Origin of the sequence: Bradyrhizobium sp. NAS96.2 (assembly GCF_001908235.1) — a bacterium.
Taxonomy (GTDB): domain Bacteria; phylum Pseudomonadota; class Alphaproteobacteria; order Rhizobiales; family Xanthobacteraceae; genus Bradyrhizobium.
Map to the genome: position 1 here is coordinate 26,036 of NZ_LGHK01000025.1, position 21,929 is coordinate 47,964.

A 21,929-nucleotide genomic window follows, 5' to 3' on the forward strand; every position below is an offset into this window, starting at 1 on the left:
AACATAGAGCAAAAAGGGAGAAACAGCATGATTTCGGACGAGCAGGCCCAGGCTTACAAGCGCGACGGGGTGATCGTGGTCCCCGAGGTGCTCAACCAGGAGACGCTGGGGAAGGTGCGCACGGTGCTCGCAGAGCTGGTGGCTGGCGCCGCCAGTGTGAGCGAGCACACCGATGTCTACGACCTCGAACCGGGCCATACGCCGGAGACCCCGCGCGTCCGCCGCATCAAGGCGCCGCACAAGGTGCACCCGATCTTCGACGAGATCGTCCGCAGCCCCGCCGTGATCTCGATCCTGACCAAGCTGATCGGCCCCGGCCTCCGCCTGCACGGCTCCAAGCTGAACATGAAGTCGGCGCAATACGGCTCGCCCGTCGAGTGGCATCAGGACTGGGCGTTCTATCCGCACACCAATGACGACATTCTCGCGATCGGCGTGCTGCTCGACGATTGCGATATCGAGAACGGACCGATGCTGGTGACGCCGGGTACGCACACCGGCGCCACGATGTGGGATCATCACGGCGAGGACGGCCACTTCGCCGGCTTGATCGATCCGGACCAGATCCAGGACGACATCAAGCGCGCGGTGCCCTGCATGGGCAAGGCCGGCAGCATGTCATTCCACCATGTCCGCGCGCTGCACGGCTCGGCGACCAATACATCGAACCGGCCGCGCAACCTGCTGCTCTATGAAGTCGCTGCCAGCGACGCCTGGCCGCTGATGGGTGTGAAGGACTTTGACGAGTTCAACAGCCGCCTGCTGGCGGGTCCGCCGGTGGTCGCACCGCGGCTCACCGACGTGCCGGTGCGGATGCCGCTGCCGCCGGCCAAACGGCAGGGATCGATCTACGAGACCCAGTCGGCGTCGAAGAAATCCTACTTCACGCGCGCTGCCTGAGGACGACGACAATGCCCGCGGCCACGCCGCGGGCATTGCTGCTTTCAAACCATAAAAATCAAAACTACGGGGAAACGAATGACCAAGATGGCAGATGGCGCCAGCAAATCGCGCCTGCGTGTGATTCTTGCAGCCAGCATCGGCTCCGCGCTCGAATGGTACGACTTCTTCCTCTATGGCACCGCAGCCGCGCTGGTGTTCGGCGAGCTGTTCTTTCCGAAGAGCGATCCTGTTGTCGGCACGCTGCTGTCGTTCCTGACTTTCGGCGTCGGCTTCGTGGTGCGGCCGTTCGGCGGCCTGTTGTTCGGCATCCTCGGCGACCGCTATGGCCGCAAGCCGGTGCTGGTCGCAACGCTGCTGATGATCGGCATCGGCACCACCGCGATCGGCGTGCTGCCGACCTACTCGCAGATCGGCATCTGGGCGCCGGTGCTGCTGGTCGCAATGCGCGTGATCCAGGGCCTCGGCGCCGGCGCCGAATATGGCGGCGCGGTGATCTATCTGGTTGAAAATGCGCCGCCGAAGCATCGCGGCTTCTGGGGCGGCTTCGCGCCGCTCGGTGTCTCGGTCGGCAACCTGCTCGCCGCCGGCGCCTTCGCGCTGGTGACGACGCTGCCGCGTGAGGCGCTGATGAGCTGGGGCTGGCGCCTGCCCTTCCTGGCCAGCTTCCTGCTGATCGTCGTCGGCATCTTCGTCCGCATGCGCATCACCGAGACGCCTGTCTATACCGAGGCGGTGGTGGCGCGTGGCAAGGTCGAGAGCAATCCGGCGATGGAGGCGTTGCGCCAGCACCCGCGCAACTTCTTCGTCGTGCTCGGCGCGCGGATGGCCGAAAACGGGCTCGGCTACTTCTTCCCGGTGTTTGGCCTGAGCTACGTCATCACGACGCTCGGCGTGCCGAAAGCGGAGGCGCTCAGCGCGCTGATGCTGGCATTCACGGTCGAGTTGTTTGCGATCCTCGGCTTTGCCGCCCTGTCGGACCGGATCGGACGGCGGCCGGTCTACATGTTCGGCGCGCTGGCTGGCGTCGCGCTCGCCTTCCCGTTCTTCTGGATGGTCGGCACCAAGGAGTGGGTCATGATCGCACTCGCCTTCATCCTGGCGCGCGCGTGGTGACCGCGGCGATGTTCGGGCCGCAGGCGGCGTATTTCGCCGAGCTGTTCCCGCCGCAGCGCCGCTTCGCCGGCTTTGCCTTCGCCCGGGAGCTCGGCTCGCTGCTGTCGGGCGGCCCGGCGCCGTTCGTTGCCACCGCACTGGTGGCGGCATACGGGACCTGGTGGCCGGTCGCCTGCTACGCGATGTTCCTGTCGGCCTGCACGGTGGTTGCGATCTGGATCGGGCCCGAGACGTATCAGGAGAACATCGCCGCCGACGCGAGCGAACAGGCCGAGCTGCCCACCGCGATCCCGGCGCGGGCCTGAACGGTGGCGCAGCAACTGCGCGTCCTGCAGTCGCTCTGGGCGATGGAGCGGCGGCTGGCCGACGAGGCCGAATGGCCGCTGCAAACCCAGCTCGCGATGATCCGCGACGCCGGGTTTGACGGCGCCGGCGTCCGCTTCATCGATCCTGCCTTCGCGCGCGAAGTGACGGACTTCCTTCGCGCGCACGGCATGATCTGGCAGGCGCAATGCTATCCGAAGAGCGTCGACGATCTGAAGCCGGTGCTCGCGCTGGTTGCCCGGCTCGGCGCCGATCATGTCAATCTGCAGCCGGACGTCTGCGGCCGAGGCCGGCGTCGCCGTGCATGTCGAGACCCATCGCGACCGCATGACGACTGACCTGTTCTTCATGCTCGATTTGCTCGACTGCTTTCCGGATCTGCGGCTGACCGCCGACCTCTCGCATTATCTGGTCGGCCGCGAATTCGCCTGGCCGGTCGACGACGTCAACCATGCGATGATGCATCGCATCCTCGACCATGCGTGGGGCATCCACGGCCGCATCGCGAGCCGCGAGCAGGTGCAGATCTCGCTGGGCTTTCCACAGCACCAGGGCTGGGTGTCGCTATTCATGGACTGGTGGGAATACGGCATCCGCTCCTGGCGCAAGCGCGCGGGGCCCGATGCGACCTTGACCTTTCTGTGCGAGCTTGGTCCGCCGCCCTATGCCATCACCGGTCCAGATGGCCGGGAATTGTCCGACCGCTGGCAGGACGCGCTGGTCATGAAGGACATCATCCGCGCGCTGTGGGATCGCATCGCAAGCGAGCCGCAAGGCGCCCTCGTGCGTTGATTCAAGCAGGCGGCAGCGGCATTCTGAATTGACAAGCAGTTCAGATCGACGCGAGCACCCGTGCGCAACCACCAACGAGCCGGCTCACTTCAACGCCTCACACGCATCGTCATCCCGGCTATTGCCGCCTTGGTCTGCACGAAGGCGGTCGCGGCGGAACTGACGCTTGATGTCGCGAGCATGCCGCGCGTTGCGACGATCGATCCGCGTTTCCAGTCCTACAACATCGAGATGGTCGAGGTGACCGGCGGACGATTCTGGAAGCCCTATGCGGCCGCCGCCGCGGATGCAAAGACGGAACGGTTCGCACCGCGCCCACCGATCGATCTGCGCGATGGCCGGCTACGAAAACTCGCCGCAGCACTCGCTCCGGCCCTCCTTCGCGTCAGCGGAACCTGGGCCAACAGCACATTCTTTGCAGATTCCGACGTGCCGCCAAGCGCACCGCCGGCCGGCTTCAACGGCGTGCTGACACGGCAACGATGGCTAGATGTGATCGACTTCTCGCACGCCGTCGATGCCCTCATCGTCACGTCTTTTGCGATCAGCGCCGGCACGCGCGATGCTGCGGGACGATGGACCTCCGAACAGGCCCGGCAGCTTCTTTCCTTCACGCGATCGGCCGGCGGCGGGATCGCGGCAGCCGAGTTCATGAACGAGCCCGATCTGCCCGCGATCGGCGGCGCGCCCGACCACTACGATGCCGCGGCCTACGGCCGGGACTTTGCCACCTTCCGCACATTCATGAAGACTGCGGCGCCTGACGTGACGATCCTCGGCCCAGGCACGATCGGCACCGGCGCCGATGCAAGAGCGCGGTTCACGGTATCGGCAGCAGGCATCGACGCGGTCTCCTACCATCACTACGGCGCGCTCTCGGCGCGATGCTCCGGCAATCGCACAGCCAAGCAGGCGTTGTCGGACGAATGGCTGGCGCGAACCGGCAGGACATTCGCCTTCTACAAGACGCTGCGCGACCGGCTTGCACCGGGCAAGCCGATCTGGCTGACCGAGACCGCGGAGACTGCGTGCGGCGGCAACCGCTGGGCCGCAACCTTCGCCGATACGTTCCGCTACCTCGATCAGCTGGGGCGACTGGCCAAGGCCGGCGTCCGGGTTGTCATGCACAACACGCTTGCCGCCAGCGACTACGGGCTACTCGACGAGCGAACCCATCTGCCGCGGCCGAACTATTGGGCCGCGCTGCTATGGCGACGGTTGATGGGAACCACCGTGCTCGATGTCGGCATCTCGGGGCAACCCGGTTTCCATGTCTATGCGCATTGCGCGCGCGACATGTCCGATGCAATCACCCTGCTCGTCATCAACAATGATCGGCGGACGCAACGCAAGTTGACGCTCGCAGCCGCCGCGCAACGCTACACATTGGCGAGCGCCAAGCCCACCGACGGCACCGTTCAGCTCAATGGCAGCACGCTCGCGCTCGGGGCTTCCGATCAGGTCCCGGCCCTAACGGGTGATGCAGCTGCGGCAGGAGCGATCGTCTTTGCTCCCGCAACGATCACGTTCCTGACCATTGCCAACGCCGGCAACGCCAATTGCCGGTAGCGAAGCGACGTCGCCTTACGCCGCGTCGCGGCTGGCGTCGGAGGATTCCGGCGGGCGCACCAGATGGCCAAGCATGATCGCGGTCATCAACCGCTCCATCTCGAGCCATGCGGTGACATGCGACATTGTCGGCCGGCCGCCGAGCGCGAGCTGGTTGACATCGTCGACCGCGGTCAATCCGCGCGGATAGAATTCGCGGAAGATCACGCGTTCGGCCAGGCCGTCGACCAGACGGAAATTCAGCGTCTTCGACAGCTCGCCGAGAGCCTCGCCGACCAGGCGCTTGTTGCGCGAACCGAGCGTGGAGAGACGGTTGCGCAGCACCACCCACTCGAACGCCGGCTGATCATTTGCGCTGCGCTGGTGCCGCGCCTCCTCCACCATCTTGGAATAGTGGCTGATGCCGGTCACCTTGAAATCGTTCGGATCGACGGTGCCGAGCACGTCGAAATCGAGGAAACTGTCGTTCAGCGGCGTGATCAGCGTGTTCGCCAGCGAATGCGTGAACGTCGTCAGATAGGTATCGTGACCGGGGCAGTCGATGACGACGAAATCATGCGACCGGCTGAGCCGTTCGACGATCTCGGCGAGCGCGCTGCGCCCGAGCGTCTCGACCTCGCTGCTCCTGCCGCTCACCGTCTCGAAGCACATATGCGCCGGGACGCCGAGCTCGAGCGCGGTTTCCCGCGCCCAGTCACGCCGGTTCTCGACGTAATGCGTCAGCGACTTCTGCTTATTGTCGAGATCGATGGTGGCGACACGCTGACCCGCCTTGATCAGCGCGATGGCGACGTGCATGGCAATCGTCGACTTGCCAGAGCCGCCCTTGTTGTTTCCGACAACAATTACTCGTGCGTTTGTCATGGGATGCCAAACCGGACGCTTGAGTGAGAGCCAGGACGAAACGAAATTTAATGAATGATTGAAGTCTCCCTGATTCGACGAATCTCGACAAGAGTCGCTGCAACATCGTCGTGATCAAAATCAAGAAGCTGCGACATCATTGTCACAGCTTCCTGCAGCACGTATCACGAACGCAACTCGCGCTTTGGGACTCGCGTCCCGGGCACTAGCGCCCCTGGAACACCGCTGCGCGACGCTCCACGAACGATTTGATGCCCTCGGCCGCGTCTGATGTGTTGAGCACGCGTTCGCGGATCTCTGGGATGATCGCGATTGCCGCCTGCTCGCCGGCTTCGATGAACTTGCGGCCCGCTTCCTTCGTCACCTGGATTCCGAGCGGCGCGTTGCGCGCGATGATCTCCGCGAGCGCCATCGCCCGCTCGATCTGCTGACCGGCCGGCACGACCTCCTGCACGAGACCGATCCGATGCGCTTCGGCCGCGGAGAACTCGTCGCACAGCAATAGGTGATACATCGCATCGCCCCACCCGGCACGGCCGATGTAGCGGAAATGCGCGCCGGCGAGCGGCGCGATGCCGCGCCTGGCTTCCATCTGGCAGAAGCGGCTGTCGTCCGCGGCGACGACGATATCGCCGGCCAGCATCATCTCGATACCGACCGTGAACACGATGCCCTGCACCGCCGTGACGATCGGCTTCCGACACCGCTTCGACAATCCAAAGGGATCGACGTTACCTTCCGGCAACGGCTTACGGCTCGCCGTCGGGCCGAAGAATTTCGGCATGTCGAGACCCGCGGTGAAGCTGCCGCCGGCGGCACAGAGCACGCCGACCCAGAGACCGTCGTCATTGTCGAGCAGCGTCAGCGCGTCGGACAGCTCGGCCATCATCTCCGGGCTGAAGGCGTTCTTCTTCGCGGGATTGTCGATGATGATCTTCAGGATGCGGCCATGCCGCTCGTGGCGGACCCGCCCTTCGCTCGCGCTGCCGGACATCTGTTCCTCCCTGCTTTGTGACTGAATATTTTCTGGATGATGGTTGTCATCCAGATGCATGATGGTCATAATCCAGAACGAGAGTCAAACAGAGGCACTGTGAGATGGGCCATTCCCAGGCCGACAAGGCCAGGAGCCGGGAGCGTATTCTGAACGAGGCTGCGACGCAGATCCGCGACAAGGGGCTGGATGCGCTCAGCATCGGCGGCCTGATGCAGCAGGTGAAGCTGACCCATGGCGGCTTCTACGGGCACTTCGCCTCGCGTTCCGACCTGATCGCCGCGGCGCTGGAACAAGCGCTGACCGCGGGCGAAGCTTCGGCGCACGCAGCGCGCGATCCCGACAAACCGGTCAGCATCAACGCGCTGGTGCGAAGCTATCTCAGCCGCACCCATCGCGACACGCCCAAGTCGGGCTGCGCGATCGGCGCGCTGATCTCCGATGTCGGCCGCGCCGACGCACAATGCCGCGCGGTGATGGAGCCGCACATCGAATCCTTCATCGCCAAGGTCGCCGAGACGCTCGGTGACGATGACGATCACAGCGCGATCGTCGCTGTCAGCGCGATGGTCGGTGCACTCGCGATCTCGCGCGTCATCACCGATCCGAAGCGGTCCGATGCCATTCTGCGCACGGTGCGCGAGCGCATCGTCGCGATGGCCTCAGACGAATGATAGCGCCCGCACCGCGGGCACCTTGTTTGTTTGAGCATGATCTTTTCGGAAAACCGGTTTCCACTTTTCCGGATCATGCTCTTGATGGAGCAAGCCATGAACGACCGATCTACCCTCGAGCCGACGGCTGTGCAGGGCAGCGTGCTGATATCAGGCGTCGGCGCATCCAACGGCCTCGGCGCCGCGATCGCGCGACGCTTTGCGGCCGGCGGCTATCCGGTCGCGATCGCCGGGCGCAACGCCGAGAAGCTCGCAGCAACCGCTGCCGAACTCGCCGCCGATGGCGCCAGGGTCACCCATGTCGTCGGCGATGCCTCGATCGCAGCCGACGTGGCGCGCTTCGTCGAGGCCGCCGAGAGGCTGGCCCCGCTGGCGATGGCCGTGCACAATGCCGGCTCCAACCGGCCCGCGCCGTTCCTGAAAGTGAGCGAGCAGCGTTTCGAGGAGCATTGGCGCGAGCACGCGCTCGGCGGCTTCCAGCTGGCGCAGGCCGCGATCCCCGCCTTGCTTGGACGCGGCGGCGGCACGCTGGTGTTCACCGGCGCCAGCGGCTCGCTGCGCGGCAAGGCCAACTATTCGCCCTTCGCCGCCGCCAAGGCGGCGCTGCGCGCGCTGGCGCAGAGCGTGGCGCGGGAATTCGGGCCGCAGGGCATCCATGTCGGTCATGTCGTGGTCGACGGCGGCATCGGCGGCGATCGCCTGCTGAGCATGCGCCCACAGTTGAAGGATGAGCGCGGGCCGGACGGCCTGCTCAACATCGCGGCCATCGCCGAGGCCTATTGGGTGTTGCACCACCAGCATCGCAGCGCCTGGACGCTGGAGCTCGACCTGCGGCCATGGGCGGAGCAGTTCTGAGCGCCCAGGGCGGCACGCCTTCACCGGGGAAAATCGATTGCGATCCGCGCAAATCTTGTCAGGCTAAGCGACAAGATCCGAGACGATCGCCCCCTATCCCCGGGAGAAGGCCATGTCGCAGCCCACGCCGATCCTGCATCATTTCGATCAGTCGCCGTTCTCCGAGAAGATCCGCATCATCTTCGGATTCAAGAAGCTTGCCTGGAACTCGGTGCGGATTTCCCGGATCATGCCGCGGCCGGACCTGATGCCGATGACCGGCGGCTATCGCCGGACGCCAACGATGCAGATCGGCGCGGACATCTATTGTGACACCCAGATCATCATCCGCGAGCTGGAACGGCGCTATCCGGCGCCGACGCTGTTTCCCGGAGGAAATGCCGGGATGCCCTGGGCGCTCGGCATGTGGACCGACCGGCCGTTCTTTCAGAGCACGGTCAACCTCGTGTTCGGCTTCATCGGCGACAAGGTCCCACAGGATTTCATTGCGGATCGCGAGAAGCTGCGCGGCGGCAAGTTCGACATCGCCGCCATGACCGCGGCGCTCCCGCAGATGCGCGACCAGTTCCGCACCAATGTCGACTGGATCGAGGCGCAACTCGGTGATGGTCGGCCGTGGCTGTTCGGCGAGTTCAGCCTCGCCGATGTCAGCGCTTACATGAACGTGTGGTACGCGCGGCAGAGCCTCGCCACGATCGACGAAATGATGAAGCCTTTTCCACGCACCGCGGCGTGGGAGGAGCGCATCCGCGCCATCGGCCACGGCACGCGAAGCGAGATGTCGTCGGCCGACGCGCTCGAGGTCGCAGCGAAGGCGCAGCCGGAGTCGCCGGTGTTCGGCGACCCCACGGATCCGAACGGTCGCAAGCCCGGCGACGTCGTCGCTGTGATGCCGGATGACTACGGCAAGGTCCCGGTCCGCGGCGAGATCGTCTCGCTGTCGGCACAGCACATCGCGATCCGCCGGTCCGACGAGCGCGTCGGCGAGGTCGTGGTGCATTTCCCGCGCGCCGGCTTCCTGGTCGTCCCGGGCTGATCGCGGCCGGCTCGCGGGGGTGGAAACGCTGCGTTTCGCGGCCTGATACGTTCGGCGACGTCACCAAGGACGCCGCCGGCGCGCCGCTGTCCCACGCCCAGGTGATCCGCAACGTCGTCGACGAGGCGGTGCTGGCCGATCAGCTCGGGATCAATTTCATCGGGCTCGGCGAGCACCACCGGGCCGACTTTGCGATCTCCACCCCCGAGACCGTGCTGGCGGCAATCGCTGCACACACCCAAAACATCCGCCTCGGTTCGGCGGTGACCGTGTTGAGCTCGGACGATCCGATTCGCGTCTTCCAGCGCTTCGCAACCGTCGATGCGGTCTCGAACGGCCGCGCCGAGGTGATCCTCGGCCGCGGCTCGTTCACCGAGTCGTTCCCGCTGTTCGGCTTCGATCTCAGGCAATACAACGAGCTGTTCGAGGAGAAGCTCGACCTGTTCACCGAGCTCCTGAAGCAAGAGCCGGTGAGCTGGGAGGGCAAGCTGCGGCCGCCGCTCAAGGGCCAGTCGGTCTATCCGCCGGTCGAGCACGGCCGGCTGAAGACCTGGATCGGCGTCGGCGGCAGCCCCGAATCGGTGGTGCGGGCGGCGCATTACGACCTGCCGCTGATGCTCGCGATCATCGGCGGCGATCCCAAGCGCTTTGCGCCCTATGTCGATTTGCACCAGCGCGCCTACCAGCAGTTCGGCCGGACGCCGCAGCCGATCGGCGTGCATTCGCCGGGCTACGTCGCCGAGACCGACGCGCAAGCCCGCGAAGAGCTGTGGCCGGACTACAAGGTCATGCGCGACCGGATCGGCAAGGAGCGCGGCTGGCCGCCAATGAGCCGCGATGAGTTCGTCGCCGAGGCCGAGCACGGCTCGCTCTATGTCGGCGCGCCGGAAACCGTCGCCCGCAAGATCGCGGCGACCGTGAAGGCGCTCGGGGCCGCGCGCTTCCAGCTGAAATACTCGGCGGGCCCGCTGCCGCATGAGAAGCTGATGAAGAGCATCGAGCTCTATGGAAACAAGGTGGTGCCGATGGTGCGCGACATGCTCGCCGCGTGACGCACGAGAGCCGCCCGCACAAAGCAAAACCCCCGGCGTTTTGGCGCCGGGGGTCTGTTAGTCGGCTATCAGATCAACCGGTATTACCAGTTGCGCTGAGCGCGGAGCAGCAAGGTCACAGTGTTCTGGTCCTTCAGCTCGTAGAGAGCAGCAGGCTTGCCGATCGCGGCGCTGGGCGCCGACACCGTACCAGCATACTTCTGATCCAGATGGGTGTAGGTCAGGTCTGCCGTGAAGGTCAGGTTCTTGACCGGGGTCCACTGGGTCTGGGTACCAATCTGCGCGATATTGTAGTCGGGGTTGCAGGTGGTGATCGCGCCGCCCAGAGCATTGAGGGTGGTCCGAACCGAACCGCCAACGCCGCCGACGCCGCAGAGCAGGGTCTTAGCCGTATCGTTGTAGGTGATACCGGCATAAGCACCGTAGATCGAAGTGTTCCAGTAGGGGTTCCAGTTGTGCACGTAGGCACCGCGGAAGCCCCAGGTCGTGACCAGCTGCTGCCCAGTGTTCACGCCACCGATAGCACCGAACACGCTGTCAGGAGCAACGCCGATACCAATGCTCTGGTAGGCGCCCGGCAGACCGGTTCCACCATAGATGGTGTTCGCACCAGCCGAACCAGCGAGGTCCTGGATGTTGTAGCGCGTCGCACCGTTGGTGTAGACGCCCTGCACGTTGATGGTGTCGCCAGGTCCGGTCGGAATGTTCTTGATCGACAAGGCCAACTGACCAGCCCAGCCCCACTTGTCGTCCGGATGACCGGTCAACTCAGTGCCGCCGTAGTAGGCCGCGTGGTTGTCATGCGCCGCGAACGACGCCTGGAACAGACCCCAAGCCTGGTCGACGCGCAGCATCGCGACGAGGTCCGGAGCAATCGTACCAGCGTAATCGCTGGTGCCGTAAGCGCCACCCGCGAGGGTGTTGTTCACGCCAGCCTGGTAGTAGGCCGTCTGATCCTGAGCCGACAGAGACAAAGACACGCCGTTGCCGAACTGAGCGGTGTAGGTGAACTGGTTCACGCCAGTGATCGTACCGCCGCCGCCGACGAGACCGTCGAAGTTGTTGCCCGGATAGTTGGCCCACGGAGCCGAGAACTGCGAGACCGCCTTACCCATGGTGAAGCCGGCGAACTGGATGAAGGCGTAGTAGACGCCAACCGTACCGCCAGCAACCGCACCGGAGTTCGCGTTGTTCGGGGCCTGAACCGCGCCAATCGGGGAGTAAACGGTCGCGCCGTTGCCCTGGCCAGCGTAGGTGTCCGACGTCCACGAGAACGTCGCATCGAAGAAGGTACGGACGACACCGTATTCGGTCGCCGTACGCGTATCGATGTTCAAGTCTTCACGAGAGCGCCAGGTGTAGCCGTTGGTGAACCGGTTGTTCGCACCGCCGGCACCCGAGGTGTTGCCGGTGTGATCCGAGTTCGAGTTCACGACGACGTCGGCGCGCAGGTAGCCGCCGAGCTTGATGCAGGTATCGGTGCCCGGGATGTAGTAGAAACCGGGACCATACAGGGAGCAAACCTTCACGTACTCGACCGCTTTGGCCTTGACGGGAAGATCGGCCGCCTGAGCTCCGCCGACCGCGACGAGTGCCGCCGCCGAGCCGAGGATAAGGCTCTTAACCATCTTCATGTTAAACCTCCAAGTTGCTCTATCTCAGGGAAGGTTCCGGATCCGCCGGGTAAACACCCTCAGGTTGGTTCCCTTTGTCCCTTAAATCCCCGCTCAGTCGCTTCGCGCCTTCGGACACACCCGCATGAACGCGAGGGACTTAAGCGAACCACCTAGAACGGGACGACCTCGGGATGCCCCCCTCCGTCGCAGTTCCATATGAGACAGAAGCCCCCCGATCACGCAACAAAAGACCGCTTGCCATGGCAGGAGTTGCGGCTGTTTTCGGGCAAATGTTGCACAAATATCACGGGCATTTGAACTGCAGCACCTCAACAAGCCATTGAAATTTAATAAGAATATTTAAGATACTGCTGGCGGGCGCAAATTTGGGCAACACCGGGCGGAACGGTGTGCAAAACGCGTAGTCCTACGGAGCAAGCGAAAATTGGAGCCCGCTTTGGCGGTACTGATTCCGGCCCCGGGCACGATATTTCGGCCCAAAAATACCGGTATCTGAACGACATAGCCCGCCCTGGATACCGTCGAGTCGGGCCTGGAAGGGGGCTTTCCGATGGCTCGGAGCAGGCCGAAGGACGGCGGACGGACCGCTTTAGGTCTGCAGTACCGGCACTACATGTCACGGCGATGTCAGTGCACCGGATCAGTCGATTTGTTCTCCGCAGCAGCTGCGCGATGAAATATCTCCACTGCGCGCGTGACGCAGTCACACGGCGCGATGCAGTCGGATGCAGTCACAAGACTCGTGTCTGACGAGAGCTGGTAAGCGCTGTGAAGCAACGGGGCGTGTGACCCAGCCCACGAAGGCGGTGCCGAGAGTGACGTCGCACTCACTCGTCCAGAATATCCAGCAGGTCGTTGATCCGCTCGAAAGGCGGCTCGTGTGTCCGATCTGAGTAAAAGACGCGATCGCCGTCGCGTTGTAGCGATCGTGCTCTGGATTTCGGCAGCCTCCCCGGGAGGAACGTCGCTGCGACGGCCTCCGGCCCGACATCGAGCCTCACGATGCCTCGCCGCTTGCAATCGATCCTGAGCCTTGCCGCCGCGAAGAAGTCCCGACCCGCCGGCGGCAGCCTGCCGAAACGGCGCGAGGTCTCTTCCTCCAGATCTTCCAGATCGTCTTCATTCCGGCACCTGGCGACGCGGCCATAAATTTCAAGGCGCATCGATTCCGACTGCACGTAACTCCTTGGCAAGAGATCCGCGAGCGGAAGGTTGAGGTCGGGCACCCACAGATCGGCGGACCGATCGTTGGTCTTCTCCGAAGCCTGCTTCAGAAGGTGGTTATAGAGCACCGGTCCGAACACCTGCACGTGGCCGGATTGCCGCTCGGACAACAGGTCTCCGGCACCTCTGAGGTCCAGATCACGCTCGCTGATCGCAAAACCTGCGCCCGGTCTGCTGAACTCCTCCAGAACGGCCAACCGCTTGCCGGATTGCTCCGAGTTCGTTTCGGTCAGCATGTACGCGAAGGCGCGCGTTCCACCGCGTCCCACCCGTCCCCTCAGCTGGTGAAGCTGTGCCAGACCGAACTTTTCCGGCCAACAGACCACGATGGTGTTCGCCCGCGGAATATCGAGACCGCTTTCCACGATGTTGGTCGCCAACAGGACGTCGGCCTCGCCCTCGACGAAGCTCATCATGCGATCGTCAAGTTCCTCGGCAGGCAGCCTGCCATGCAGGCAAACGATGCGGAGCTCCGGGGCGACCGCCTGCACGCGCGCCAGCAGCGGATCGAGATCCTGGATGCGCGGACAGATCAGGAAGCTCTGCCCGTGACGTCGCTGCTCGCGCAGCAATGCCGCTGCAATGGCAGCGTCCGACAATGGCGCGATCTTGGTCACGACCGGCAGGCGATGCACCGGCGGGGATGCGATCACGCTGAGATCCCTGAATCCCGCAAGACCTGCCGCAAGCGTGCGCGGGATCGGCGTGGCGCTCATCCAGAGCGTATGGACACCCTTCGCCAGACCCGAGAGCTTCGCCTTCTCCGCTGCCCCGAAATGCTGCTCCTCGTCGACGATGACCAGGCTCAGCCTGGCGAATTTGACGTCCTTCGATGCGATCGCCTGCGTGCCGACCACGACCTTCATCTTGCCGCTTCGCAGGCTCTCCTTCGTCTCCCGCATTTCCTGCGCCGATGTCGCGCGCGACAGGCTTCCCACCTCGATGCCGAGCGGCGCAAACCGCTTGCGGAACGTCGCGACGTGTTGCCTTGCCAGAACAGTGGTCGGCACAACGATGGCAACCTGTTTGCCCGACAGCGCAACGGCCGCCGCCGCGCGCAGGGCGACCTCGGTCTTGCCAAATCCGACATCGCCGCACACGACCCGGTCCATCGGATGACCCGACGCGAGATCGTCGAGCACGTCCCGGATCGCCTTCGCCTGGTCGACCGTCGTGAAATACGGAAAGCGCGCGACGAACCGCTCATATGCGGGACCGGGAGCGACCAGCTTGGGCGCGCGCCGGCGACGCCGCTGCGCGATATGTTTGGCAAGCGCCTTGGCGGCGATCTGGATTTCGTGCTCCGCCTTGGTCCGTCGCGCCCACCATGTGCTGCCGTCGGCCCTGTCCAATGTCAGCCTGCCGAGTTCAGCCGCATAGGGCCAGATCAGTGCAAGGTCGGCGGGCGGAACCAGCACGGCGTCATCGCCGGCAAATGCCAGCCTGATCATCTCGCGGGACGATCCCTTCCCCATGTCGAGGGTCTGCAAGCCGTCGAGCTCGGCGAGGCCGCGCTGCAGATGAACGACGACCGCGCCCCGCTCCGGCACGTCGGGATGATCGAACGCCGCACTCCAGGCTCTGGCCATCGGCTGCGGATGATGGGCCCGGCTGCCGAGCACATCGGTTGCCGTCACCACGACAAGCGGCTTGCGGCCTGAACCGATGAAGCCGGTGTCGAAGTCTGCCAACAGCGCGGCCTCGCCGCCCCGCCCCTTTGCCGCCTCGCTCCAGTCGGTGAAGCGCTCCGCCTTGATCCCGCCCATGCGCTCCATCGTGCGCAGGTCGTCCTCAACAGCTGCAACGAGCAGCAGCCGCGATCCGGCGCGCTCCGTGTCGGCGACAAAGGCGCGGAGCGCTTTCCGCGACGAAGCGACCTTCGAGAAATCAGGTGTCGGGATGAAAGCCGCCTTTCGCGGCAGCACGCTCATGCGCTTGGTCAGCCGCTTCCAGTCAGCGGGCGCAAAATACTCGCGCTCCGTTTCCCTGCGGCCGGCCGCTTCCTTGATCGTGCTCAGCCAGCTGTCGGCGTGAGCGGACACGCCGGCGTCCGCGATCCAGCGCGCGCGATCACAATAGTCCGGCAGCGCCGCGCGCTGCGCCCTTTTGCCTCCCAGCGCGATCCGCTCCGACATCGGATCGATCAACAGCTCCTGCGTGTCGAAGACGACGTCGTGTTCGTCGGGATCGACGCCAGCAATCCTGCGGATCACTCCGCCGGAATGCTCGATCCTGAACGGCCCAAGGGCGCCGGCCGGAAACACCTCGAACGTCATGCCGTGGAACAGGACGCTTCCCGGATAATCCGCCTCTTCGTCGAGATCGTATCCGAGCGCCTCCAGGCGATCCTTGAGATCCTGCTCGGAATAGCGCGCCCCGACCTTCAAGCTGATGCTGAGGCGGCTCCAGCTCGCGGGCAACGGCAACCGCTCCATGACCGCCTCGGCCGTCGACACCAGGAAGACGGGCCTCTTGCTCTTCGCAAGACGCCGCAACACCGAACTCCGCCTGCCCGCGATCTCGCGCGACGGCTCCAGTCCGTCAAACGGCAAGGTATTCAGCCGCGGAAACACCAGCACCTCCAGCGAAGGATCGAGCGAATGCAGCACGCTGCCGAGGCGCTCGGCCCTGTTCTCGCTCTCCGCAAGGAACACGATGCCGTCGCGGCCGGACTTCTTCCATTGCTCGAGGAGATGCAGCGCCAACATGCCGAGGGGCGAGGAAGATGAGATCCCGGAACGCGCCAATCCCTTGCTGTTCTTCTTCGCGCCAGCAGCAGCGCGGGCCTTCTTGGTATTCGCCACGTCAAATCCATCGTTATTTCGTGAGAGCGATCGCCTGGTGACAAGCGACCGCAGGCCGCCGGCGCCCCCCGACGCATGCAGCCCGCGCCCTCATTACAGTCTCGCACGCGCGTTGAACAGCCGCGGGCTGGGGATCAATTGCGGCAACGGAGATGTCTCGCGCGCGGTGCCAGCCGCTTTGTAGTCCAGCCTCTGCATCGGATCGCGTCACGAGAGAGGTCGCGGCGGACGCGCACGAAAAAATCATCGCAAACCAGCTGCGCATCGCGTCGCGTAGAGATGTCTTACAGTTACAAGCTCTGCGTGTAGGTGTCGATATCCGGACAATCAACGCTCGGCGAACAATCGGGAGCACAGCAGTGAGAAAGCAAACGTTTTCGGGGCATCTGCGCGGCACGACCTCGATCCTGGCCATATCCGCGGCAACCCTTCTCGCATCGTCGGGCGCGAGGCCCGCGAATGCGCAGATTCCCATAGCGACCGGCGGCATTTACGCGGGCGGCAGCACGCTTGCCTCTGGAGCCTTTCGGCAGATCTTCGACTGTTACGTGGGCGCGACGGTTGGCTCCGGCACTGCTTATCCCGACGGCTTCTCGTTCGACTCCACATTCCCAGGACCGGGCAAGTTGCCGACCACCTGCACCGTCTGGGATCCGGATGCCTTCAGGAGCGCTCCAGCTCGGGGCCTGGTGGCCGGCGTCGGCAGCGGGAACGGCATGCGCGGCTTCATCACCAACACCCCGCAGCAATGGTACAGTAGGAGGCTCATGCCGAACGCATCGGCCAACTTTCCGATCAACACGCCGCTACCGGCGATCCAACCGCCGATGATCGACCTGGCCAATCCGGGAGCTCCAGCGACGACGTTCGGCAGTTATCCCTATCCACGTATCGATATTGGCCTGTCGGAAGCGCCGATCGGTACCACGTTGGCAGCTCTGACCACTTCGTCCATCAGCTTCAATCCGACGCAAAGTTGGACCACCACCGGCGGCGCGCTGACCCAGATCATAATGAACAGCACCTCGACCGCATCGGTCGCCTACAGCACCACGGTCTACGGCAATCCGATCCAGATCCCGGCGTTCGAGGCCAACGTTGCGATTGCAGTCAACACCAGCACGATGACGGTGAATTCGGCGGTCGCCGGCACGGGCACGTTGCCCGCGACCCAGGCCAACCAGGGCGCCGCCATCCAGCTCTCGACCGCGCAGATGTGCACCATCTTCACCGGCCTGGTGACCAACTGGAACAGCACGACTCCCAACTATCTCCCGTTCCTCGACAAAACCGGCACGCAGCAGCTCGCCGCTTTTGACTACACGAACCTCAACAGCTCGGGCACGGCGCAGGCATACTCGGTTTCGTCCCTCCCAATCCGGGTGGTGTACAACGGCGACGAAAGCGGCGAGACTTACATCCTGACCAACTATCTCAAGGCGGTCTGCCCGCTGCTTGACACTCCAAGCGGCCTCTATGGCTACAAGTCAATCTTCAATACTACGACCCTGCCGAGCACGTCCTTCACCAATCTGATCGCGCGCATCGACGCTGTGCGTGGCCCTGGTCCATGGTCAACGAACACGACAGTGACCACAAATACGTGGATTCCCGCAATAGGAAGCGGCGGCGCGGCCGCCACGATCAGCGATGGAGTTGGCGGGGCAGGCCGCATCGGATATGTCGGCGCCAATCTGACCAGGCCTTACACCACCCAGGTGTCGGGAGCGGGCCTGAGCAATGTCGGTGCGCCGTATTCGGCCGCGCTGCAGAACGAACAACTGCGCGCTGCCGGCACCTATGTTCCGAACAATGGGGGATCGACGTCCCTGACGTTCATCGCACCGACACCGGACGCCGCCAACGCTGCGTGGGGTGACACGAGGCTCAAGAGCCCCTCCACGACCTGGACCTGGAACGACTACAACATCTACGCCAACGTGTACGGCACCGTCATCCAATCCGGCGTTAACGTGACCGGCCTGCCGGTGCTGCCGCTCACCAACAAGCTGAACGCATATCCGCTCAGCGGCACGACCTTCCTCAACTTGTATAGCTGCTACAACGTCCAGAGCGATCCCGACCGCGTGACCAACCTCGTCAACTTCCTGACTTGGTATTTCGCCGGCGCCGACAGCACCGATCCCAACTACGATCCCGACGTCGTTCCGGTGGTCCAAAATGCCGGCTTCCACCCGGTGCCGGTCAGCTATGCGCAGAACATCAAGAAACAGTACTGGGGCTCCTGGGGCCCAAGTTACACCGACATCGCTGCCGCAGGCACGCCCCAGGTAGTCGGCTGCTTGAATGTAGCCAATGGAGCCAGCGGCGGCGCCAAGTAACCCAACGCACATTGCCGGCGTGCAACCCCGATTGCGGAACGCTGAGGCAGCGCGGGGTATGTGACGCGAACGGGCGTCTCGAACGAGGCGCACGTTTCGTTGTCGACACGCCGTCGAAACTCTCACTAGCCGCGCAGCGTGCGAGCGTCGCCGAATTGCTCGTGATCGAGCCCTCGCAATCCCGCCGCACCTTTGAAGCCGGATCGTGACGCCTGCGCATCGATCCGGTGACGGCTCTGATGGGGTGAGGCGTTTCTCTTCAGAACCCACCCACGTCCGAAAAATCACCACGGGTCTCTGCGCATCGCACCCATTCAGATTGTCTTAGGGGTGTGAGCCACATCGGCGCCGATGCCGACAACGACGCGCAGGGCTGTTCGCCTTGCGCGGCGAACAGCTTCGATTGTCTTGAGACGTTCCTGCAAGGTCTTCTTCATCGCCATCCCATTCTGAAGCCATCGAACAAGACGTTCCGGACATCACGAGGCCGTCAGGCCGTCGCGCGGCGCTGCCGTGTCACGCAACAAAAACAGGGAAGGTTATCATGAAGACGAAATCGTTCGCCGAACGCGTGCTGGGCACGACCTCGCTGGTCGTGTTGTCGGCCGCCGCCATGATCGGAGCCCGGCAACCGGCTGCGGCCCAAACCGGCATCTATGGCGGCGGCAGCACGCTGTCGTCGCTGGCGCTGCGGCAGATCTTCGACTGCTATGCGGGCGCGACGCTCGCCAATGACGGCCAGGCATTCTCGCCGAGCTTCACGACCGCAACGCCGAGCCCGAACCTGCTGCCGACCAGCTGCACCCTCGTCTCGACCTCGGTCGAGGGATTGTTCGCCGCCGTCGGCTCCGGCAACGGCCAGCGCGCCTACATCGCCGACGATGCGCGGCAACTGTTCCGCGGCAGCCCGGCCTCCGCGCCGGCCGTGGTGCGCAAGCCTTCGGCCAAGCCGCCGTTCCGCGACACCGCCAATTCGGCCTTCAAGAGCTATCCCTATCCGCGGCTCGACTTCGCCGCCAGCGACGCGCCGCTCGCCAGCACGATTGCAAGCCTGACCACCATCTCGTTCAGCAATTTCGTCCCCTCGACCAATTGGCAGAACACGTTGCTGATCGGCGCCCTGAGCAGCTCGGCCGCCAGCTTCAACACCTCGGCCGTCGGCGCGCCGATCCAGGTGCCGGCCATGGAGGTCCCGGTTGCGATTGCGGTCAACACCTCGAATTCCGCTTCGGGCGTGACCTGGACCAACCAGTCGGCGCTGTCGCCGAACAACCAGGCCGGCGGCGCGATCCAGCTCTCCGCGGCCCAGCTCTGCGCGATCTTCTCGGCGACCGTGACGGACTGGCACGACACCTCGACGCTGATCCCCGCGCTCGACGCCAACGGCGTGCAGCAATTCCAGCACTTCTACGACGCCAACACCAACGGTTCGCTGACCCCGGTCGCCTATACCAGCGGCCGGCTGCCGATCAAGGTGGTCTATCGCGCGGATGATGCCGGCGCGAGCTTCATCCTCACCAACTACCTCGCCAACCTCTGCCCGCTGCTCGACCCGACCGGCACCTACAATTACAAGAAGATCTTCACCGGTGTCGGCGTCGGCGGCAGCACCACGGCGAACCTGCCGTCGGGCAAATTCTCCCGCCTGCTCGACAACATCAGGGCGGTGAAGAGCTCCGACCAGAGCGACCCCTTTGATGTGGATGACGACGAGGAACGTCCGGATCCGCACTGGATCAGCGCGTCGGGCAGCAACCACGAAGCGCTGAAGATCGGCACCGACCCGCGCTTCGCCGGCCGGATCGGCTATCTCAGCGCCGACTTCACCCAGCCCTATGCGCAGACCGTGACCGAGGAAATCGCCGGCACCACGATCTCCGCAGCGGCACCGCTGTCGGCCAGCGTCCAGAACGAACGGCAGCGCCTGCTCGGCGTCTATCATCCGGGCCAGGTCGGCAGCAACGGCAAGGCGCAAAACTTCGTCCCGCCGACGCCGAACAACGCCCAGCTGGCGTTCTCCAATCTGACGGCACCGGACATCAACAGCAGCTATGATGCCTGGAACCTGTACGCCCAGGTCTATCCCGCCGGCACCGTCGTCGGCGGCGTGACCTATGACGGCCTGTCCGTCATCGGCATCCCGATGCAGTCGCAGGCCGACTATCCGATCACCGGCGCGAGCTTCCTCAACGTGTACAGCTGCTACGCCGACACGACCGGGACGCGGGTGCCCGCCGTGAAGAACTGGCTCGCCTGGTACTTCGGCGGATCGGTCACCGGGCTGCCGAACTACAATCCGGCGACATCGAATTCCGACAATCCCGGCTATGACCCGAACGTCGCCCGGGTCATCCGCAACAACGGCTTCCACGAGCTCGACGGCGTGTGGGCCACCAACATCCTGAACGCCTACCTGACATCGAGCGCGGCCGGCGGCCTGCCGAGCGCGATCGCGGCCTACAGCACGTCGGGCACGCAGACCGACGGCTGCACCGGCGTCACCGGCGGCGCGAACTAGCGCCAACATGGAATCGTGATCCGGGGCGACCCGGATCTCGATCTCACGCAAGGCATCAACAGCCGGGCTCTCGATCGGGGCCCGGCCGTTCTGTTGGCGTTTCAGCCGGCCTCGGCGGCGGCGCGGTGCGCGGCGGCGAGCTCGAAATAGCGGCTCCCGGCCTGGGGGACGATCGCATCGCGGTTGAGCAAATGCTGGATGCAGATGGCCGCGAGATCGTAGGAGCCGTAACAATGGTGGGCGACCAGGGCGAGATGCTTGAGCTGCTCGGCGCTCATCGCCTCCGCCTTGGTGAAATCGCGGACATAGACGGCGTCGGCCTCGAGCAGCTGGTTGAACGCCTCATAGGGATTGACGCCGCGCATCGGCCAGATCATGCGCTTGTTGATCCCGAGCAAGGCATGGGGAACGAAGCCCTGGCTGCGCAGTTCGAGGTCGATCTCGCCGAACACCGGCTGCTTCTTGTACAGCGGCAGAAACGAGACCTCGGTCTGGATCACGACCGCTTCCGCGAGCCGCCGCCGGCCGTTCTGGAAGATCGCGAGCTCCGAGCCCTGCACGTCGATCTTGAGATAATCCATCGCATCGATCTCGCCGATATCGTCGAGTCGATGCGTCGCGATCTTGCTGTCGGCGATGATGCGGGCCCATTCGCTGAAGCCCTGAAAGTGCTTCAGCATCAGCGGATCGGGCTCCAGCAGGCCGGTCATCCCGGGCGCGGCACAGACGCGAAGGCGGGCCTGCTCGCCGTTGCCGACGACATAAGGCAGATAGGTCTCAAGCTCGCTCTTGCGCGCATTGAGTTCGGCCAGCGCGCTGGGCTGCGGCTCGAAGCCGAACAGCCGGCACAGCCGCTTCTGCAGCAGCGGCAGATAGGGCGGGACGTCGATCGGGTTGGCGCCGATATCGACCACGGCGGTGAGACGTTCGGCTGCAAGCAGGGCGCTGAGCGGGTCGGTTTCGTCAGCTGGGACTGATGGCGCGGGCGCGGTTGACAGAGATGACATCATAAGACCTCACCGAGCGGCGCAAGGCGCATCGAACCTTGCGATCGAAGCGCGCAGCTCTATCCCCGTCATTGCGAGCCACCCGGTCGGCGCGAAGCGCCGCCGGATGACAGGCTCCGCGAGGCAATCCATCGGTCCACACGCGCGGAACCATGGATTGCTTCGTCGCTCCGCTCCTCGCAATGACGAGGTTGCATGCATTCACGGACCTTCAACATGAG

Annotated in this window: 16 protein-coding genes and 1 pseudogene; 11 read left to right on the top strand and 6 right to left on the bottom strand. The window is 64.4% G+C overall.

Annotated elements, in window-relative coordinates; translation table 11 throughout:
* Window positions 1–27 precede the first annotated feature (27 nt).
* From AC628_RS07045 to AC628_RS07060, 5 genes and pseudogenes are all read left to right on the top strand, one after another.
* Window positions 28–900, top strand: a complete 873-nt coding sequence (locus tag AC628_RS07045) for a phytanoyl-CoA dioxygenase family protein (RefSeq protein ID WP_074126005.1) — start codon at window positions 28–30, stop codon at window positions 898–900.
* Between the two features lie 78 nt (window positions 901–978).
* Window positions 979–2,016: an MFS transporter gene (locus AC628_RS07050; protein WP_245321076.1), complete on the top strand. Its 1,038-nt coding sequence runs from the start codon at window positions 979–981 to the stop codon at window positions 2,014–2,016.
* A complete protein-coding gene (locus AC628_RS45170) occupies window positions 2,013–2,321 on the top strand; it encodes a hypothetical protein (RefSeq protein ID WP_245321077.1) in 309 nt (102 codons plus the stop codon). The genes AC628_RS07050 and AC628_RS45170 overlap by 4 nt, the downstream gene beginning before the upstream one ends.
* 3 nt (window positions 2,322–2,324) lie before the next feature.
* Window positions 2,325–3,132 (top strand): annotated as a pseudogene (locus AC628_RS07055) (IolE/MocC family protein).
* Between the two features lie 129 nt (window positions 3,133–3,261).
* The gene (locus AC628_RS07060) at window positions 3,262–4,701 is read left to right on the top strand and encodes a glycosyl hydrolase family 79 N-terminal domain-containing protein (protein ID WP_245321078.1); all 1,440 of its coding nucleotides are present in this window, start codon (window positions 3,262–3,264) and stop codon (window positions 4,699–4,701) included.
* A 15-nt stretch (window positions 4,702–4,716) separates the two neighbouring features.
* On the opposite strand, the gene AC628_RS07065 is transcribed toward AC628_RS07060, so the two are convergent.
* A complete protein-coding gene (locus AC628_RS07065; protein ID WP_074126007.1) occupies window positions 4,717–5,565 on the bottom strand; it encodes a division plane positioning ATPase MipZ in 849 nt (282 codons plus the stop codon).
* 205 nt (window positions 5,566–5,770) lie between these two features.
* Window positions 5,771–6,559 (bottom strand): crotonase/enoyl-CoA hydratase family protein, encoded by a 789-nt coding sequence (locus AC628_RS07070; RefSeq protein ID WP_074126056.1) that lies wholly within the window; start codon window positions 6,557–6,559, stop codon window positions 5,771–5,773.
* A 104-nt stretch (window positions 6,560–6,663) separates the two neighbouring features.
* Here AC628_RS07070 and AC628_RS07075 point away from each other — a divergent pair, with 104 nt between their 5' ends.
* The 4 genes from AC628_RS07075 to AC628_RS07090 all read left to right on the top strand — a co-directional run bounded on the left by AC628_RS07075 (window position 6,664) and on the right by AC628_RS07090 (window position 10,176).
* Window positions 6,664–7,233: a TetR/AcrR family transcriptional regulator gene (locus AC628_RS07075; RefSeq protein WP_074126008.1), complete on the top strand. Its 570-nt coding sequence runs from the start codon at window positions 6,664–6,666 to the stop codon at window positions 7,231–7,233.
* Between the two features lie 96 nt (window positions 7,234–7,329).
* Window positions 7,330–8,088 carry an SDR family NAD(P)-dependent oxidoreductase gene (locus AC628_RS07080; protein ID WP_074126057.1) on the top strand — a complete coding sequence of 253 codons (759 nt, stop codon included), beginning with the start codon at window positions 7,330–7,332 and terminating at the stop codon, window positions 8,086–8,088.
* Between the two features lie 112 nt (window positions 8,089–8,200).
* Complete coding sequence (locus AC628_RS07085) at window positions 8,201–9,124, top strand: glutathione S-transferase family protein (protein WP_074126009.1); 924 nt, start codon at window positions 8,201–8,203, stop codon at window positions 9,122–9,124.
* Entirely contained in the window at window positions 9,124–10,176 is a 1,053-nt protein-coding gene (locus AC628_RS07090; protein ID WP_074126010.1) for an LLM class flavin-dependent oxidoreductase, read from the top strand. The genes AC628_RS07085 and AC628_RS07090 overlap by 1 nt, the downstream gene beginning before the upstream one ends.
* A gap of 83 nt (window positions 10,177–10,259) precedes the next feature.
* Here AC628_RS07090 and AC628_RS07095 read toward each other — a convergent pair whose 3' ends face one another.
* Both AC628_RS07095 and AC628_RS07100 read right to left on the bottom strand, forming a co-directional pair.
* Window positions 10,260–11,810, bottom strand: coding sequence for a porin (locus AC628_RS07095; protein ID WP_074126011.1), 1,551 nt, complete (start codon window positions 11,808–11,810; stop codon window positions 10,260–10,262).
* An 830-nt stretch (window positions 11,811–12,640) separates the two neighbouring features.
* Window positions 12,641–15,745 carry a helicase-related protein gene (locus AC628_RS07100; RefSeq protein WP_074126058.1) on the bottom strand — a complete coding sequence of 1,035 codons (3,105 nt, stop codon included), beginning with the start codon at window positions 15,743–15,745 and terminating at the stop codon, window positions 12,641–12,643.
* Between the two features lie 455 nt (window positions 15,746–16,200).
* Between AC628_RS07100 and AC628_RS07105 the strand changes: the two genes are divergently transcribed.
* Window positions 16,201–18,183 (top strand): substrate-binding domain-containing protein, encoded by a 1,983-nt coding sequence (locus AC628_RS07105; protein WP_074126012.1) that lies wholly within the window; start codon window positions 16,201–16,203, stop codon window positions 18,181–18,183.
* A gap of 314 nt (window positions 18,184–18,497) precedes the next feature.
* Here the strand turns inward: AC628_RS07105 and AC628_RS45775 are convergent, their stop codons facing one another.
* A complete protein-coding gene (locus AC628_RS45775) occupies window positions 18,498–18,620 on the bottom strand; it encodes a hypothetical protein (RefSeq protein ID WP_283806539.1) in 123 nt (40 codons plus the stop codon).
* 107 nt (window positions 18,621–18,727) lie between these two features.
* Here AC628_RS45775 and AC628_RS07110 point away from each other — a divergent pair, with 107 nt between their 5' ends.
* On the top strand, window positions 18,728–20,701 hold the full coding sequence (locus tag AC628_RS07110) for a substrate-binding domain-containing protein (protein WP_074126013.1): 1,974 nt from the start codon (window positions 18,728–18,730) through the stop codon (window positions 20,699–20,701).
* Between the two features lie 101 nt (window positions 20,702–20,802).
* Here the strand turns inward: AC628_RS07110 and AC628_RS07115 are convergent, their stop codons facing one another.
* On the bottom strand, window positions 20,803–21,708 hold the full coding sequence (locus tag AC628_RS07115; protein ID WP_074126059.1) for an FkbM family methyltransferase: 906 nt from the start codon (window positions 21,706–21,708) through the stop codon (window positions 20,803–20,805).
* Window positions 21,709–21,929: the final 221 nt, after the last annotated feature.